The 15,318-nt window shown below is 61.4% G+C and carries 14 protein-coding genes, 1 other RNA gene and 1 pseudogene; 5 read left to right on the top strand and 11 right to left on the bottom strand.

Translation table 11 applies throughout. The annotated features are described in order from the left end of the window. Positions 1 to 97: 97 nt before the first annotated feature. Positions 98 to 2,971: an aminomethyl-transferring glycine dehydrogenase gene (gene gcvP / locus ACM6IK_RS18980; RefSeq protein ID WP_414875570.1), complete on the bottom strand. Its 2,874-nt coding sequence runs from the start codon at positions 2,969 to 2,971 to the stop codon at positions 98 to 100. A 154-nt stretch (positions 2,972 to 3,125) separates the two neighbouring features. Here gcvP and ACM6IK_RS18985 point away from each other — a divergent pair, with 154 nt between their 5' ends. Further along, on the top strand, positions 3,126 to 4,265 hold the full coding sequence (locus ACM6IK_RS18985) for a DegT/DnrJ/EryC1/StrS family aminotransferase (RefSeq protein WP_414875571.1): 1,140 nt from the start codon (positions 3,126 to 3,128) through the stop codon (positions 4,263 to 4,265). 84 nt (positions 4,266 to 4,349) lie between these two features. Here the strand turns inward: ACM6IK_RS18985 and gcvH are convergent, their stop codons facing one another. The 9 genes and pseudogenes from gcvH to ACM6IK_RS19030 form a co-directional block, all read right to left on the bottom strand. Next, positions 4,350 to 4,733, bottom strand: a complete 384-nt coding sequence (gene gcvH / locus ACM6IK_RS18990) for a glycine cleavage system protein GcvH (protein WP_108217155.1) — start codon at positions 4,731 to 4,733, stop codon at positions 4,350 to 4,352. A gap of 49 nt (positions 4,734 to 4,782) precedes the next feature. Further along, positions 4,783 to 5,865, bottom strand: a complete 1,083-nt coding sequence (gene gcvT, locus ACM6IK_RS18995) for a glycine cleavage system aminomethyltransferase GcvT (RefSeq protein WP_414875572.1) — start codon at positions 5,863 to 5,865, stop codon at positions 4,783 to 4,785. Between the two features lie 155 nt (positions 5,866 to 6,020). Continuing rightward, positions 6,021 to 7,637: an ABC transporter permease gene (locus ACM6IK_RS19000; protein WP_414875573.1), complete on the bottom strand. Its 1,617-nt coding sequence runs from the start codon at positions 7,635 to 7,637 to the stop codon at positions 6,021 to 6,023. 138 nt (positions 7,638 to 7,775) lie between these two features. Next, positions 7,776 to 8,780 carry an extracellular solute-binding protein gene (locus tag ACM6IK_RS19005; RefSeq protein ID WP_414875574.1) on the bottom strand — a complete coding sequence of 335 codons (1,005 nt, stop codon included), beginning with the start codon at positions 8,778 to 8,780 and terminating at the stop codon, positions 7,776 to 7,778. 229 nt (positions 8,781 to 9,009) lie between these two features. Continuing rightward, entirely contained in the window at positions 9,010 to 10,227 is a 1,218-nt protein-coding gene (locus tag ACM6IK_RS19010; protein WP_414875785.1) for a 2-octaprenyl-3-methyl-6-methoxy-1,4-benzoquinol hydroxylase, read from the bottom strand. A gap of 9 nt (positions 10,228 to 10,236) precedes the next feature. After that, positions 10,237 to 10,347: pseudogene (locus tag ACM6IK_RS19015) on the bottom strand (tetrameric acyl-CoA thioesterase); the annotation flags it as partial. A 38-nt stretch (positions 10,348 to 10,385) separates the two neighbouring features. Continuing rightward, positions 10,386 to 11,573 carry a 2-octaprenyl-6-methoxyphenyl hydroxylase gene (gene ubiH / locus ACM6IK_RS19020; protein WP_414875575.1) on the bottom strand — a complete coding sequence of 396 codons (1,188 nt, stop codon included), beginning with the start codon at positions 11,571 to 11,573 and terminating at the stop codon, positions 10,386 to 10,388. Beyond that, positions 11,570 to 12,904, bottom strand: coding sequence for a Xaa-Pro aminopeptidase (gene pepP / locus ACM6IK_RS19025; protein WP_414875576.1), 1,335 nt, complete (start codon positions 12,902 to 12,904; stop codon positions 11,570 to 11,572). The genes ubiH and pepP overlap by 4 nt, the downstream gene beginning before the upstream one ends. A 27-nt stretch (positions 12,905 to 12,931) precedes the next feature. Next, positions 12,932 to 13,489, bottom strand: a complete 558-nt coding sequence (locus ACM6IK_RS19030) for a YecA family protein (protein WP_414875577.1) — start codon at positions 13,487 to 13,489, stop codon at positions 12,932 to 12,934. Positions 13,490 to 13,683: 194 nt separating this feature from the next. On the opposite strand from ACM6IK_RS19030, the gene ACM6IK_RS19035 reads away from it, so the two are divergent. From ACM6IK_RS19035 to ACM6IK_RS19050, 4 genes are all read left to right on the top strand, one after another. Then, positions 13,684 to 13,893, top strand: coding sequence for a TIGR02449 family protein (locus ACM6IK_RS19035; protein WP_218431640.1), 210 nt, complete (start codon positions 13,684 to 13,686; stop codon positions 13,891 to 13,893). Further along, positions 13,890 to 14,207, top strand: coding sequence for a cell division protein ZapA (locus tag ACM6IK_RS19040; RefSeq protein WP_039765346.1), 318 nt, complete (start codon positions 13,890 to 13,892; stop codon positions 14,205 to 14,207). The genes ACM6IK_RS19035 and ACM6IK_RS19040 overlap by 4 nt, the downstream gene beginning before the upstream one ends. A gap of 30 nt (positions 14,208 to 14,237) precedes the next feature. Next, positions 14,238 to 14,416: non-coding RNA, 6S RNA (ssrS, locus tag ACM6IK_RS19045), on the top strand. A gap of 86 nt (positions 14,417 to 14,502) precedes the next feature. After that, the gene (locus ACM6IK_RS19050; RefSeq protein ID WP_008004722.1) at positions 14,503 to 15,108 is read left to right on the top strand and encodes a 5-formyltetrahydrofolate cyclo-ligase; all 606 of its coding nucleotides are present in this window, start codon (positions 14,503 to 14,505) and stop codon (positions 15,106 to 15,108) included. 35 nt (positions 15,109 to 15,143) lie between these two features. Here the strand turns inward: ACM6IK_RS19050 and ACM6IK_RS19055 are convergent, their stop codons facing one another. Continuing rightward, on the bottom strand, positions 15,144 to 15,299 hold the full coding sequence (locus ACM6IK_RS19055; protein WP_007978897.1) for a hypothetical protein: 156 nt from the start codon (positions 15,297 to 15,299) through the stop codon (positions 15,144 to 15,146). Between the last annotated feature and the right edge of the window lie 19 nt (positions 15,300 to 15,318).

A 15,318-nucleotide genomic window follows, 5' to 3' on the forward strand; every position in this document is an offset into this window, starting at 1 on the left:
GCTCGCGATAGCGGTGTATCAGTAAAAACCTCATTGACTGTCACACCGCTATCGCGAGCAAGCTCGCTCCCACAAGTGTTATGTGCAGCCTGAAATGTCAGCGGTATTCATCCACCGGCACACACGCACAAAACAGGTTCCGGTCCCCATACACATTGTCCACCCGGTTCACTACCGGCCAATACTTGTGAGCCTTGGTGTGAGCATCCGGCGTCACCGCTTGCACAATGCTGTACGGCCGCTCCCACACGCCAGTGATATCGGCCAACGTATGCGGCGCACCTTTCAACGGGTTTTCTTCAGCCGGCCAGTTACCGTTCTGTACCTCATTTATTTCCGCACGGATGCTCAGCATCGCCCCGATGAACCGGTCCAGTTCCGCCTTCGATTCACTTTCGGTCGGCTCGACCATCAGCGTCCCCGGTACCGGAAACGACATGGTCGGGGCATGGAAGCCGTAGTCCATCAGGCGCTTGGCGACGTCCTCTTCGGTGATACCGGTCAACACCTTGAGCGGCCGCAGGTCGAGGATGCATTCGTGCGCCACTCGCTCGTTGCGCCCGGTGTAGAGCACCGGGAAGGCACCGGACAAATTCCGCGCCAGGTAATTCGCAGCCAGGATCGCCACTTCGCTGGCGTCCGCCAATTGCGGCCCCATCATGGCGATGTACATCCAACTGATCGGCAGAATGCTTGCGCTGCCCCAGGGCGCTGCGCTGACGGCGCCATTTTGCGGGTGCGGCCCGTCGATCGGCACCACCGGATGGTTGGCCACAAACGGCGCCAGATGCGCCCGCACCCCGATCGGTCCCATGCCCGGCCCACCGCCACCATGGGGAATGCAGAAGGTCTTGTGCAAGTTCATGTGCGAGACATCGGCGCCAATATCGGCCGGCCGCGCCAGCCCGACCTGGGCGTTGAGGTTGGCGCCATCCATGTACACCTGACCGCCGTGCTGGTGGATCACTTCACAGATTTCGCTGATGCCTTCCTCATACACGCCATGGGTCGAAGGGTAAGTCGCCATCAGGCAGGCGAGTTTGTCTGCGGCCTGCGCTGCTTTTTCCTTGAGATCATCGAGGTCGACGTTGCCCGCCTCGTCACACTCGACGATCAACACGCGCATCCCGGCCATTTGCGCCGACGCAGGATTGGTGCCGTGAGCCGACGAAGGAATCAGGCAAATGTCGCGGCCACCCTGTTGCCGGCTCTCATGGTATCTACGGATCGCCAGCAGCCCGGCGTATTCGCCTTGGGCACCGGAATTGGGCTGCATGCAGACCGCATCGAAACCGGTGATCGCGCACAGCCAGCGTTCCAGTTCTTCGATCATCAGCCCGTAACCGGCGGCCTGTTCCTTGGGCACGAATGGGTGCAGGTTGGCGAACTGCGGCCAGGTGATCGGGATCATCTCGCTGGTAGCGTTGAGCTTCATGGTGCAGGAGCCCAGCGGGATCATCGATTGGTTGAGCGCCAGGTCCTTGTTTTCCAGTTGCTTGAGGTAGCGCAGCATCTCGGTTTCGCTGTGATGGGCGCTGAACACCGGATGGCGCAGATAAGGCGAGGTTCGCGCCAGCCCTTCGGGAATTCCGCCAGGCAAGACTTCGGCATCCAGGTCCTCGATGCTGAGCCCGTGATCGGCCCCCAGGAACACGTCGAACAGCTTCGCCACGGTGGCTTCGTCGCAGGCCTCGTCGAGGCTCAAGCCCAGTTGGCCGCGCCCGAGAATGCGCAGGTTGATCTGTGCGGCCCGGGCACTTTCGATGATCGCGGTCTGGGCTCCGCCAACCTCCAGTGTCAGGGTGTCGAAGAAGTGCCGGTTGACTCGAGTGATACCGTTGCGCTCAAGCCCGGCGGCAAGGATGCAGGTCAGCCGATGAACCCGCTGGGCGATCCGCTTGAGCCCTTCCGGACCGTGGTAGACCGCATAGAAACTGGCGATATTGGCCAGCAGCACCTGGGCCGTGCAGATATTGGAGTTGGCCTTCTCCCGGCGGATGTGTTGCTCGCGGGTTTGCAGGGCCATGCGCAGGGCGGTGTTGCCCCGCGCATCTTTTGAAACACCGATGATACGCCCAGGAATCGCTCGCTTGTATTCATCGCGGCTGGCAAAAAATGCCGCATGGGGCCCGCCGTAGCCCATGGGCACGCCAAATCGCTGGGACGAGCCGAACACCACATCGGCGCCCAATTCACCTGGCGGGGTCAGCAACAACAGGCTCAACAAATCCGTGGCGACACAGGCCAGGGCCTGTTGTGCGTGCAGGTGATCGATCAGCGGCCGCAGGTCGTGGATTTCACCGTGGGTGTCGGGGTATTGCAGCAGCGCGCCGAACACCTGGTGCTGCTTCAAGTTATCCACAGCGTCGACGATCAGCTCGAAGCCGAAACCTTCAGCGCGGGTCTGCACCACGGAAATGGTTTGCGGGTGGCAGTTTTCGTCGACAAAGAACAGGTTGCTTTTGGACTTGGCGACCCGCTTGGCCAGGGCCATGGCTTCCGCCGCGGCAGTGGCCTCATCGAGCAGCGAGGCGTTGGCCAGTTCCAGACCGGTCAGATCGATGGTCAGTTGCTGGAAGTTCAGCAGCGCCTCGAGCCGCCCTTGGGCGATCTCCGGTTGATAGGGTGTATACGCAGTGTACCAACCGGGATTTTCCAGCACGTTACGCAGAATGACTGCCGGCGTGAGGGTGCCGTGGTAGCCCATACCGATCAGGCTGGTCCAGACCTGATTCTGCTCGGCATAACCGCGCAGCTTGGCCAGTGCGGCCTCCTCATCGAGTGCCGGGGGCAGGTCCAGCGCCCGGTTGAGGCGGATGCCCGGCGGCACCGTTTGCTCGATCAATTCAACCCGGCTGCCCAGACCGAGGCTGTCGAGCATTGCCTGTTGCTCGGCGGCATCGGGTCCGAGGTGGCGGCGCAGAAAGGTATTGGGGTCGCGTAGCTGGCTCAGGGACGGCATCTTGGACATGACGGGCTCTCTCTTGACTGGCGCTCAACGTCGATGCAACACGGTCAAACCAGCATAGCAGTCGATATCCGCGTGGATGACGTGGCGCCGTCAGCCAATCCGGATCATCATGTCCGACGCCTACCTAATGTCCGCTGATCGGGTGACTGTATCCATGAGCCAACTGCCTTTCCTGCCGTTTTCCAAACCCACCATCGATGAAGCCACGATTGCCGCTGTCGGCGACGTATTGCGCTCAGGCTGGATCACCAGCGGCCCCAAGGTCCAGGCCTTCGAAGCACAACTTTCGGAGTATTTCGGCGGGCGCCCGGTACGCACCTTCAATTCCGGTACCTGCACCATGGAAATCGCCTTGCGCATTGCCGGGGTCGGGCCGGGAGATGAAGTGATCACTACGCCGATTTCCTGGGTGGCCACCGCCAACGTCATCCTGGAAGTCGGCGCCACCCCGGTGTTTGCCGACATCGACCCGGTGACCCGCAACATCGATCTGGATCAACTGGAAGCGGTGATTACCCCCCGCACCAAAGCCATCATCCCGGTTTACCTCGCCGGGTTGCCGGTGGACATGACGCGGTTGTACGCCCTGGCGAAAAAGCACGGCCTGCGGATCGTCGAAGATGCGGCCCAGGCACTCGGCTCCAGCTGGAACGGCCAGCGCATTGGCTCGACGGGGGATTTCGTGTCCTTCAGTTTCCAGGCGAACAAAAACGTCACCTCTTCCGAGGGCGGTTGCCTGGTGCTGAATACGGCCGAAGAAGTACGACTGGCAGAGAAGTACCGGCTGCAGGGCGTTACCCGCAACGGTTTCGATGGCCTGGATGTCGACGTGCTGGGTGGCAAGTTCAACATGACCGACGTCGCCGCGGCCATTGGCCTGGGGCAATTTGCTCATATCGAAACCATTACCGCTCATCGCCGTGACCTGGCCCGGCACTATTTCGCCTGCTTTGGCGAGGATTTCGAAGCGCAGTACGGGGCGCAATTGCCGCCAGCGGATTTCGAGAACAGTAACTGGCATCTGTTCCAGCTGGTATTACCGGAACGTACGGACGACAAACCGGCGCGAGCGACTTTCATGGAGCAGATGCAGGCATTGGGTGTCGGGATCGGCTATCACTACCCGCCGATTCACCTGTTGAGCCTTTACCGCGAGCGCGGATTCAAGGAAGGCATGTTCCCGATCGCCGAGCGGATCGGTCGGCTGATTGTCTCGCTGCCGATGTTCACGGCGATGAGCAAAGCGGATGTCGAGCGCTCGGTGGCGGCCGTGAAGGCCGTACTCAAGCCTTGAACCACCCGTGTAGGAGCCGGCTTGCCGGCGAAGGCGTCCTCGAAACCGCCTTCGCCGGCAAGCCGGCTCCTACAGGGGCGAGCATTACTCGCCGATGGCAGCCTTGTAGCCGGCGGCATCCAGCAGTTTTTCCAGGTCTGCAGCGTTGCCTGGCTTGAGCTTGAAGATCCACGCGCCGTACGGGTCACTGTTGAGCAGTTCCGGCGAAGCGCTCAGTTCTTCGTTGACCGCGATCACTTCACCGGCAATCGGGGAGTAGATGTCGGAAGCGGCTTTGACCGATTCAACGACACCCGACTGATCACCGGCAGCAAACACGTTGCCGACTTCAGTCAGCTCGACGAACACCACATCACCCAGCGCTTCCTGCGCGTGATCGCTGATGCCCACGGTGACGGTGCCATCGGCTTCCAGACGTGCCCATTCGTGACTTTCGGCAAAACGCAGTTCGGCAGGGATATCGCTCATGTTCTGTGTCCTCAGGAAAAGGGTCGGCGGGCATGCCCGCCAGAAAAGGTTAGATCAAGGTTTTGCCGTGACGTACGAAGGTCGGTTTGACCACCCGGACCGGGTACCACTTGCCACGGATTTCCACTTCAGCGCGGTCGGCAGTAGCCATCGGCACGCGCGCCAGTGCAATCGACTTGCTTAGCGTAGGAGAGAAACTACCACTGGTGATCTCCCCTTCGCCAACATCGGCGATACGGACCACCTGATGAGCACGCAAAACCCCGCGCTCCTCAAGGACCAGACCGACCAGTTTGTACTGCACACCGGCGGCCTTTTCGGCTTCCAGGGCCTTGCGCCCGATGAACTGCCGAGTGGCAGGCTCCCAGGCGATGGTCCAGGTCATATTGGAGGCCAATGGTGAAACATCTTGCTGGATGTCCTGACCGTAAAGGTTCATGCCGGCTTCGACCCGCAAGGTATCCCGCGCGCCAAGGCCGATGGGAGAAATCCCGGCACCGACCAGATCGTTCAAAAAGCCTGGCGCCTGATCGGCCGGCAGAATGATTTCCAGGCCGTCTTCGCCGGTATAACCGGTACGCGCGATGAACCAGTCACCATCGGACAGGCCTTCGAAGGGCTTGAGGAGCTGGATCAGGTTGCCGCGGGACTGGTTGACCAGCTCGGCAATTTTTTGCCGGGCATGAGGGCCCTGTATGGCCAGCATCGCCAACTCGGAACGTTCGCTGAGTTGTACGTCGAAACCGTCGAGATGCGCTTGCATCCAGGCTATGTCCTGATCGCGGGTGGAGGCGTTGACCACCAGGCGATAACCCGCATCGAGACGGTAGACGATCATGTCGTCGACGATCCCGCCTTGCTCGTTGAGCATGGTGCTGTACAACGCACGGCCGGGGCTGTGCAGGCGTTCGACATCATTGGCCAGCAAATGCTGGAGCCAGGATTTGGCCTGGGCGCCGCCGACGTCGATCACGGTCATGTGGGATACATCGAAGACACCGCAATCGCGGCGTACCTGGTGGTGCTCCTCGACCTGCGATCCATAATGCAGAGGCATGTCCCAACCGCCAAAATCGACCATCTTCGCGCCAAGTGCGAGATGAAGGTCATACAGAGGCGTACGCTGTCCCATGGGTTTCTCCTTCCGGGCGTGGCGAAGGTGCGGGCAGGTGCTGCACGGACTGAATGCCTTGAAACAAGGGCCTTCAGCCGATTTCAGCTGCCTGGTCTGTCAGACGGACCGCACCGAATGCCGCGCATTGTAGCCGCAAGGTGTAGGACTGACACCTAGCTGTTTCGATGTGCTGAACGCCGAATCAATCCGATGACCGGTAACAGCCCGACCAGCACCAGAGTCAATGCCGGCAAAGACGCCCGCGCCCATTCGCCTTCGCTGGTCATTTCGAAGATTCGCACCGCCAGCGTGTCCCTGCCAAACGGGCGCATCAGCAGGGTCGCGGGCATTTCCTTGAGCACGTCGACGAACACCAGCAACCCTGCGCTCAGCGTGCCGGGTAACAACAACGGTAGATACACTTTGAAAAACAGTCGTGGCCCACTGACGCCCAGGCTACGTGCCGCTTCGGGCAAAGATGGCCGTATACGCGCCAGGCTGCTTTCCAGTGGCCCGTAGGCCACCGCAATGAAGCGCACCAGATAGGCCAGCAACAACGCTGACAGACTGCCCAGCAGCAGCGGCTTGCCTGCGCCGCCGAGCCAGCTGGAGAGTGGGATCACCAGCTCGCGATCCAGGTAACTGAACGCCAGCATGATCGACACCGCCAGCACCGAACCGGGCAAGGCGTAACCCAGGTTGGCCAGACTGACCCCGGAACGAATGACCCGAGTGGGCGCCAGTCGTCGGGCAAACGCCAGTAACAAGGCAACGCTGACAGTGATCAACGCCGCCATCGCCCCCAAATACAAGGTATGGACGATCAACCCGGTGTAGCGCTCGTCGAGATCGAAGCGCCCGCGCTGCCAGAACCACACCATCAGTTGCAGCATTGGAATGACAAAGGCGCAGGCAAATACCAGTCCACACCATGTCATGGCTGCCAGCGCCGTGAAGCCTCGCAGGTGATACAGCGCCTTGACTCGTGGTCGCTCGTTGCTCGCCCGGTTGGCCCCTCGAGCACGCCGTTCGCCATACAGCACTAGCATGACCACCAGCAGCAACAGGCTGGCCAGTTGCGCGGCGGAAGACAGGCTGAAGAAACCGTACCAGGTCTTGTAGATGGCGGTGGTGAAGGTATCGAAGTTGAACACCGACACTGCGCCGAAGTCCGCCAGGGTTTCCATCAATGCCAATGCCACGCCCGCACCGATGGCTGGCCGCGCCATGGGCAACGCCACCCGCCAGAACGCTTGCCAGGGCGATTGGCCAAGGACCCGCGCGGCTTCCATCAAGCCTTTGCCCTGGGCGAGGAAGGCCGTGCGGGCCAGCAGATATACATAGGGATAGAAAACCAGCACCAACACCACAGTCACCCCGCCCGTGGAGCGCACGCGCGGCAGTCGCAGACCACTACCGAACCATTCGCGCAGCAGGCTTTGCACGGGCCCGGCAAAATCCAGCAGGCCGACAAACACGAACGCCAGCACGTAGGCCGGTATCGCGAAGGGCAGCATCAGCGCCCAATCGAGCCAGCGCCTGCCGGGGAATTCACAGAGGCTGGTCAGCCAGGCAAGGCTGACGCCCAACAGAGTGACACCCGCACCGACACCGAGCACCAGCGTCAGGGTATTGCCCAGCAGGCGCGGCATCTGCGTGTCCCACAGGTGGGACCAGATTTGAGTGTCGATGGTTTGCCAGGAAAGCAGCAGGACGCTCAGGGGCAACAGGACCAGCGCAGCAATGGCGAAGACGACGGGATACCAGCGGCGTTGGGCGGGATGGGCCAAGGAAAAGCTCTCGCGAAATTTTGAAGTGTAGAGAAAGCACAAAAAGATCGCAGCCTTCGGCAGCTCCTACATTGGGTTGGTGATCAACCTGTAGGAGCTGCCGAAGGCTGCGATCTTTTGACCTTTAAAACAGCAGGCTCAGTTCCAGCCAGCCCGATCCATCATACGAATCGCCTCAGCCTGGCGCTTGCCGGCAATTTCCACCGGCAAGGTATCGGCAATGAACTTGCCCCAGGCCGCCACTTCCTCAGAAGGAGCAACCGCCGGGTTCGCCGGGAACTCCTGGTTCACGTCGGCAAAGATTTTCTGCGCTTCCGGGGTGGTCATCCACTCCACCAGGGCCTTGGCCTCTTCCGGGTGCGGCGCGTGTTGTGTCAGGCCGATACCCGACAGGTTGACGTGTACGCCACGGTCAGCCTGGTTCGGCCAGAACAGTTTCACCGGCAGATCTGGCTTCTGCTTGTGCAGGCGGCCGTAGTAGTAGGTGTTGACGATACCAACGTCGCACTGGCCGGCGCTGATCGCTTCCAGCACGGCGGTGTCGTCGGAGAACACGTCAGTGGACAGGTTCTTGACCCAGCCCTTGAGGATTTCCTCGGTCTTCTCCGCGCCGTGCACTTCGATCATGGTCGCGGTCAGGGACTGGTTGTAGACCTTTTTCGCCGTGCGCAGGCACAAGCGGCCTTCCCATTGCTTGTCGGCCAGCGCTTCGTAGGTGGTCAGTTCGCTCGGCTTCACCCGGTCAGTGGAGTAGGCGATGGTCCGCGCTCGCAGGCTCAGGCCAGTCCAGGCATGAGAGGCGGCCCGGTATTGCAGCGGAATGTTAGTGTCGATGGTTTTCGAGGTGAACGGCTGGAGGATGCCCATCTGCTCGGCTTGCCAGAGGTTGCCGGCATCGACGGTCAGCAGCAGGTCGGCCGGCGTATTCGCGCCCTCGGCCTTGAGCCGCTGCATCAGTGGCGCTTCCTTGTCTGTGATGAACTTCACCTTCACGCCGGTCTTGGCGGTGTAGGCATCGAAGACTGGCTTGATCAGCTCGTCGATTCGCGAGGAGTAGACCACCACCTCGTCAGCAGCCTGGGCGGCGGTGCTGCCGATCAGGGTCAGGGCCAGTGCGGTCAGTAGACGCTTTGGTGCCAACATGGGAGCGGTCCCTCGATTGAAAATGAGGACAAATGATAAGGACTCACATTTAGCTTCTCAATCGAACCTGGCCGCGGAGGAGTTACCAGATGTTGCTTGAGCTGGAATATGAGGTGACCAAGCTGCCGCCATCGCGAGCAAGCTCGCTCCCACAGGTTTTTTTGGCGTTCACAAAACCAATGTGGGAGCGAGCTTGCTCGCGATGAGGCCATAAGCCTCAACGAAAATCTCAGGGCTTGGCGAGCGCCGGCAAATCCCCGGTCAACCCCAGCGCTTCACGCACGAACAAAGCCTTGGCTTCCGGCATCTTCTCAACCAATTTCAACCCGGTATTACGCAACCAGCGCACCGGCAACGGATCGGCCTGGAACAAGCGCTCGAAGCCTTCCATCGCCGCCATCAGCGCCAGGTTGTGAGGCATGCGCCGACGCTCGTAACGACTCAGGACTTTCACATCTGCCAGACGTTCGCCTCGTGTTGCCGCTTGCAGCAACACTTCGGCCAGCACGGCGGCATCGAGGAATCCGAGATTCACTCCCTGCCCGGCCAACGGGTGAATGGTGTGCGCCGCGTCGCCGATCAACGCCAGGCCTTGCGCCACATAACGCTTGGCATGTCGCTGGCGCAGGGGCACACACAGGCGCGGGTCGGCGCTCAGTACTTCGCCGAGTCGACCTTCAAAGGCGCGCTCCAGTTCCTTGCAGAAACCCTGGTCATCCATCGCCATCAGGCGTTCGGCTTCACCGGGCGTGGTCGACCAGACGATCGAACACCAATCCTGTTGGCCATCGCGCTCAAGGGGCAGAAACGCCAACGGACCGTTGTCGGTGAAGCGCTGCCAGGCCGTCATTTGATGCGGTTTGGTGCAACGCACGCTGGTGACGATGGCATGGTGCAGATAATCCCATTCGCGGGTCGCCACACCGGCCAGGCGCCGCACCGCCGAGTTGGCGCCATCCGCTGCGATCACCAGTGGCGCGCGCAGGGTGCGGCCATCGGCCAGGGTCAGCAGCCAGTCATCGCCGGAGTGGCGCATCTGTTCCAGTCGCGCATTGGCCAGCAACCCCAGGTCGCAGTCGTGCAGGCGCTCGAGCAAGGCATCCTGGACCACGCGGTTTTCGACGATATGTCCCAGCACCTCGGCATGCACGCTGGCCGCCGAAAAATGGATTTGCCCGGTGCCGCTGCCATCCCAGACCTGCATGTCGGTGTAGGGGCTGCTGCGCCGCCCGGCGATGCCATCCCAGACGCCCAGGCGTTCGAGAATCCGCTGGCTGGCGGCCGACAGGGCGCTCACCCGCGGCTCAAAAGCAGCCTGAGCGTTGAACGGTTTGACACTCATGGGGCTGCCGTCCAGCAGCAGGACTTCCAGCCCGCTGTCCTGCAACGCCAGCGCCAGGGCGCTGCCGACCATTCCGGCCCCGACAATCAGCAGATCTGCGCGCATTTCCATGCTTTAAGCCTGTCTCTCTTGCGGCTTGAGCCGCACGTAAAGGGTTTTCCCGACCCGCGCCACCAAGTGGCCGGCGTCGTCATGAATGTCGACCTGCAATTGCGGCAGGTATTTTTATCAATCGCGCCTTGCCGAACCGGCGGATCGACCCGTTACGCATCCGGTCGCGTACCCAGACCCATCGCCTGTCGGGCAAACCAGCGTTTGGCCGGTGGCAACAGGTCGAGGCCGAGCAGTCCGATGTTGCGCCCCAGGGATACCAGCGGCTGGGTACTGCCGAACAGGCGCGTGACCTGATCGGAGAAACCCACGGTGAGGTCCTGATCGAGACGCTGGCGTTCGCGATAGGCCTGCAACGTGGCGAAGTCGCCCAACGGTTTTTCGCTGACGAGCAAGGCATCGGCCAGGGCCTGGGCATCGCGCAAGGACAGATTGAACCCTTGGCCGGCAATCGGATGCAGGCTGTGTGCCGCGTTGCCGAGAATCGCCAAATGCGAGCGCACCTGTTCTTCAGCCTCGACCAGTGTCAGCGGATACAGATGCCGCGCACCGACCTGCTTCAACGCGCCGAGGCGATAACCGAATACGCCCTGCAACTCGCTGAGGAAGCTGCGTTCATCAAGGGCCGCCAGGCGTTGCGCGTCCATGCCCAGGCGGGTCCAGACCAGTGCACAGCGGTTTTCCGGCAGCGGCAACAACGCCATCGGGCCTTCGTCGGTGAAGCGCTCGAAAGCCATGCCGTTGTGGGCTTCGCTCGGAGTGATGTTGGCGATCAGCGCGCTCTGGTTGTACGGACGCTTGCGGATACCGATCCCCAATTGCTCGCGCAGGCCGGAGCGGCCACCATCGGCGAGCACCGCGAGGTCGCATTCCAGGGTGGTTTCATCATTGAGGGTCAGGCGGTAGCCGTCGGTCAGCGGCTCCATGCGGGTGACTTCCGCCGGGCAGCGCCAACTGATCACGTCCTTGTCCAGGCCTTGCCACAGGCATTGGCCGAGCCAGGCGTTTTCAACGACATAACCCAGCGCTGGAACGCCCTCTTCCATCGCCGACAACCGCGCCGTCGAGAAACGCCCACGGTCGGAAACATGAATCTGCTTGATCGGCTCGGCGCGGCGGGAGACTTCCTGCCAGACGCCCAGCCGTTGATAAATTTGCCGGGAGCCGAAGGACAACGCCGAAGAACGGGCGTCGTAACTCGGTTGATACGTGTCGCCGGGGGCGAACGGTTCGATCAGCACGATCTTCCAGCCCCGGGCCTTGGCTCCAGCTTGCAAGGCAAGCGCCAGACTCGCACCGACCAGCCCGCCACCGATGATTGCCAGATTGACTCGACTCATGCCGCTTGTGTCCGCGCGGCGGCCATCAGGGCCTCGATCTCGGCGACGGTTTTCGGCACGCCGTTCGTCAATATTTCACAGCCGGTTTTGGTGACCACTACGTCGTCCTCGATGCGCACGCCAATGCCGCGCCATTTCTTCGCCACGCTCTGATTGTCCGCAGCGATATAGATCCCCGGCTCCACGGTCAGCGCCATGCCGACTTCCAGCACGCGCCATTCACCGCCGACCTTGTATTCGCCGACGTCATGCACATCCAGGCCCAGCCAATGGCCGGCGCGGTGCATGTAAAACGCTTTGTAGGCTTCGCTGGCGATCAGTTCTTCGACGTCGCCCCGCAGCAGCCCCAGCTTGACCAGCCCGGCCGTGATGACCCGGACCGTGGCCTCATGCGCCTGATTCCAGTGTTTGTTCGGGGCGATTTCGGCAAAGGCAGCCTCCTGGGCGGCCAGCACCAATTCGTAAATCGCTTTCTGTTCCGCCGAATACTTGCCGCTGACCGGAAAGGTCCGGGTGATGTCGCTGGCGTAGCAGTCGATCTCGCAACCGGCGTCGATCAGCACCAGATCCCCGTCCTTGAGCAGCGCATCATTCTGCTGGTAATGCAGGATGCAACTGTTGCGCCCCGCCGCGACGATCGACCCGTAGGCCGGCATCTTCGCCCCGCCCTTGCGGAACTCGTAATCGAGTTCGGCTTCCAGGCTGAATTCGTGCAACCCGGCGCGACAGGCCTGCATTGCCCGCACGTGCGCCTGGGCGGAAATCCGCGCCGCCTCGCGCATCACTTTCACTTCTGCCGCCGATTTATACAGGCGCATGTCGTGCAGCAGATGATCCAGGGCAACGAATTCGTTCGGCGGCTGGGCACCGAGGTTGGCCTTGGAGCGGATCACGTTGATCCACTCCATCAGGTGGCGGTCGAATTCGGGGTTGCTGCCCATGGCCGAATACACCCGGTCACGGCCTTCGATCAGGCCCGGCAGGATGTCGTCGATATCGGTGATCGGAAAGGCGTCGTCGGCACCGAAGTCGCGAATCGCGCCCTCTTGCCCGGCACGCAGGCCATCCCACAGCTCGCGCTCGGCGTTGCGTTCACGACAGAACAGAATGTATTCGCCATGCACACGCCCCGGCATCAACACCAGCACGGCCTGCGGCTCGGGAAAACCGCTGAGGTACTGGAAGTCGCTGTCCTGACGGTAAACGTGCTCGACGTCGCGGTTGCGGATGGCTACCGCGGCGGCGGGCAGGATGGCGATGCTGTTGGGTTCCATCTGCGCCATCAAGGCCTTGCGGCGACGGCTGTATTCCGATTTCGGGATATGGATCATGGGCAGATGGCGTTCCCTGGCAAACGATTAATGCAGCGACGGTTTGGCGGCGGCCGGCACGTCTTTTTGGGTCTCGGAGAACAGCAGCAGCGGTGCGACGCGCAGGTACTCCATGACTTCCATATAGTCGCTCTCGCCGTCTTCGGACTCTTCCAGCGCGTCTTGTACCTGGGAAATGGCCGCCAGATCCTGCAGCACTTCGGTGGCCTCGGTGCTCAGCATGCTGCTGTCACGGCAATTCAGGCCGAAACCGCTGAGGAAACCCTGGCACCACTGGCCCAGTGCGACGGCACGCTCGGTGAGCGGGGCGTCGTCGGTCGGCAACAACAGAACGACGGTCACGTCATCGCCGGTGAGTTCGCCCTTGACCATCTCTTGCAGGCCGATCAGGGCGTTGCGAACGTTGTCCTGCGGTTCGGTTTCGAGCAGTTCGGCGGCGTCGATCAGCCAGCCTTCGGCGTCGAAACCGGCACCGGCGCAGCTGCGGCCGAGCAACAGGCCGTGCAGCTCAGCTGGCGAGACGTTGTGACCGCTGGAAGTCAGCAGGGTGGCGAAGCCTTGGTACGGGGAATTCTGAATGGTCATGGGCAGCTAGGCGCCAGACGGCGCTATGTCTAGAATGAAGGCCTTGTATCCTACATCGACTACCCCTGTAGGAGCGAGCTTGCTCGCGATGAACCCGAGAACACCACGGGGTGTCAGGGACCCAGCGTTAACGTTGGCGACCATCGCGAGCAAGCTCGCTCCTACAGTCCAACACCCATCAGACAGTGAAGACAATGGAAGACACCGACCTGCAAGCGCTGATGTCCAGACTCGAACTGCTGATTACCCGAGTCGAGCAACTTAAGAGTCAAAACGGACTCTTACTAGCTCAGGAAAAAACCTGGCGCGAGGAACGCGCGCACCTCATTGAAAAAAACGAAATCGCCCGGCGTAAGGTCGAATCGATGATTTCGCGCCTCAAGGCCCTGGAGCAAGACTCATGAGTTCAAGCAATAGCGTCACCGTGCAGATCCTCGACAAAGAGTATTCGATCATCTGCCCTCAGGAAGAGCGCAGTAACCTGATCAGCGCTGCCCGTTATCTGGACGGCAAGATGCGCGAGATCCGCAGCAGCGGCAAAGTCATTGGCGCCGACCGTATCGCCGTGATGGCTGCGCTGAACATCACCCACGACCTGTTGCACAAGGAAGAACGCCCGGATATCCAGGCCAGCGGCTCGACCCGCGAACAGGTGCGCGACCTGCTCGATCGCGTCGATCTGGTGCTTGCCACCGATCCGGACGTCACCAAAGGCTGATTCGCGCCGCCGCTTGCGGTATAATCCCCTCACTCCCTGGGGTGCTTGCCAGTTGGCGATGTCCCTGAGCCGATTTGCTATACCCTGGAGGTTGCACGTTGGGCTGGTGTGCATGTCCGCTAGACGGAAAGCCTTAAAGCCTACTGCATCTTCCACCTTGAACTTTCGGGTTCAAGGGCTAAGTCGACAGCGGCACATTCGGGGAGCCTGATTCCAGTCCAATGCCGGTTTTGATACCGGCATTGGCTTTTTTACGGGTACGCTTCACGTATCCGCATTGCTGAAGCCCGAATACATGACCGAACCTGCGCTGCTCCCTCGCCCGCAACTTCGACGCATGCTGCGCAAGGCCCGCCGCGCACTGACACCCAGTCAGCAGCGCCAGGCCGCTCGCGGGCTATACAGGCAATTGGCCCAGCAACCGCTGTTCCGCCGCGCCAGACACATCTCGCTCTACCTGCCGACCGACGGTGAAATCGATCCGCGCCTGTTGCTGCGCGCCGCGCAACGCCGGGGCAAGGCCACCTATCTACCGGTGCTGAGCGCCTGGCCGCGAACCAAAATGGTGTTCCAGCGTATCCGGCCCGGAGAAAAGCTCAAACCCAACCGCTTCCGCATTCTCGAGCCACGGGCCAACCTCGCCCGGCAACGCAAGATCTGGGCGCTGGACCTGGTGTTGTTGCCCTTGGTGGGGTTTGACGATGTCGGCGGACGCCTGGGGATGGGCGGCGGTTTCTATGATCGGAGCCTGGCCTACCTGGCGCGACGAAACGACTGGCGCAAGCCGACGCTGTTGGGGCTTGCCCATGAATGTCAGAAGGTGGAGCGATTGGCTCAGGCAAGCTGGGATGTGCCGCTGCAAGGAACGGTGACGGACAAGGCCTGGTATTACGCAGGATAGGCGCCACTTCGATCAGCGACGCCGAGGCAACAGGATCAGCGCTTGAAGGCTGTCGACTGTTGCTGCAATTGGGCGAGTTCGACGGGTGCATCGGTCTTGCTGGCCCACAGGCTTTGGGCATAGCCAGTGGTCACGACGCCAAGGCCAAACAAAATGACCAGAATCCATAGTAAATCCGGTTTGCGTTTCATCGATTACCCCCCAAAGGCA

Origin of the sequence: Pseudomonas sp. IT-196MI5, from assembly GCF_949767415.1 — a bacterium.
Lineage (GTDB): Bacteria > Pseudomonadota > Gammaproteobacteria > Pseudomonadales > Pseudomonadaceae > Aquipseudomonas.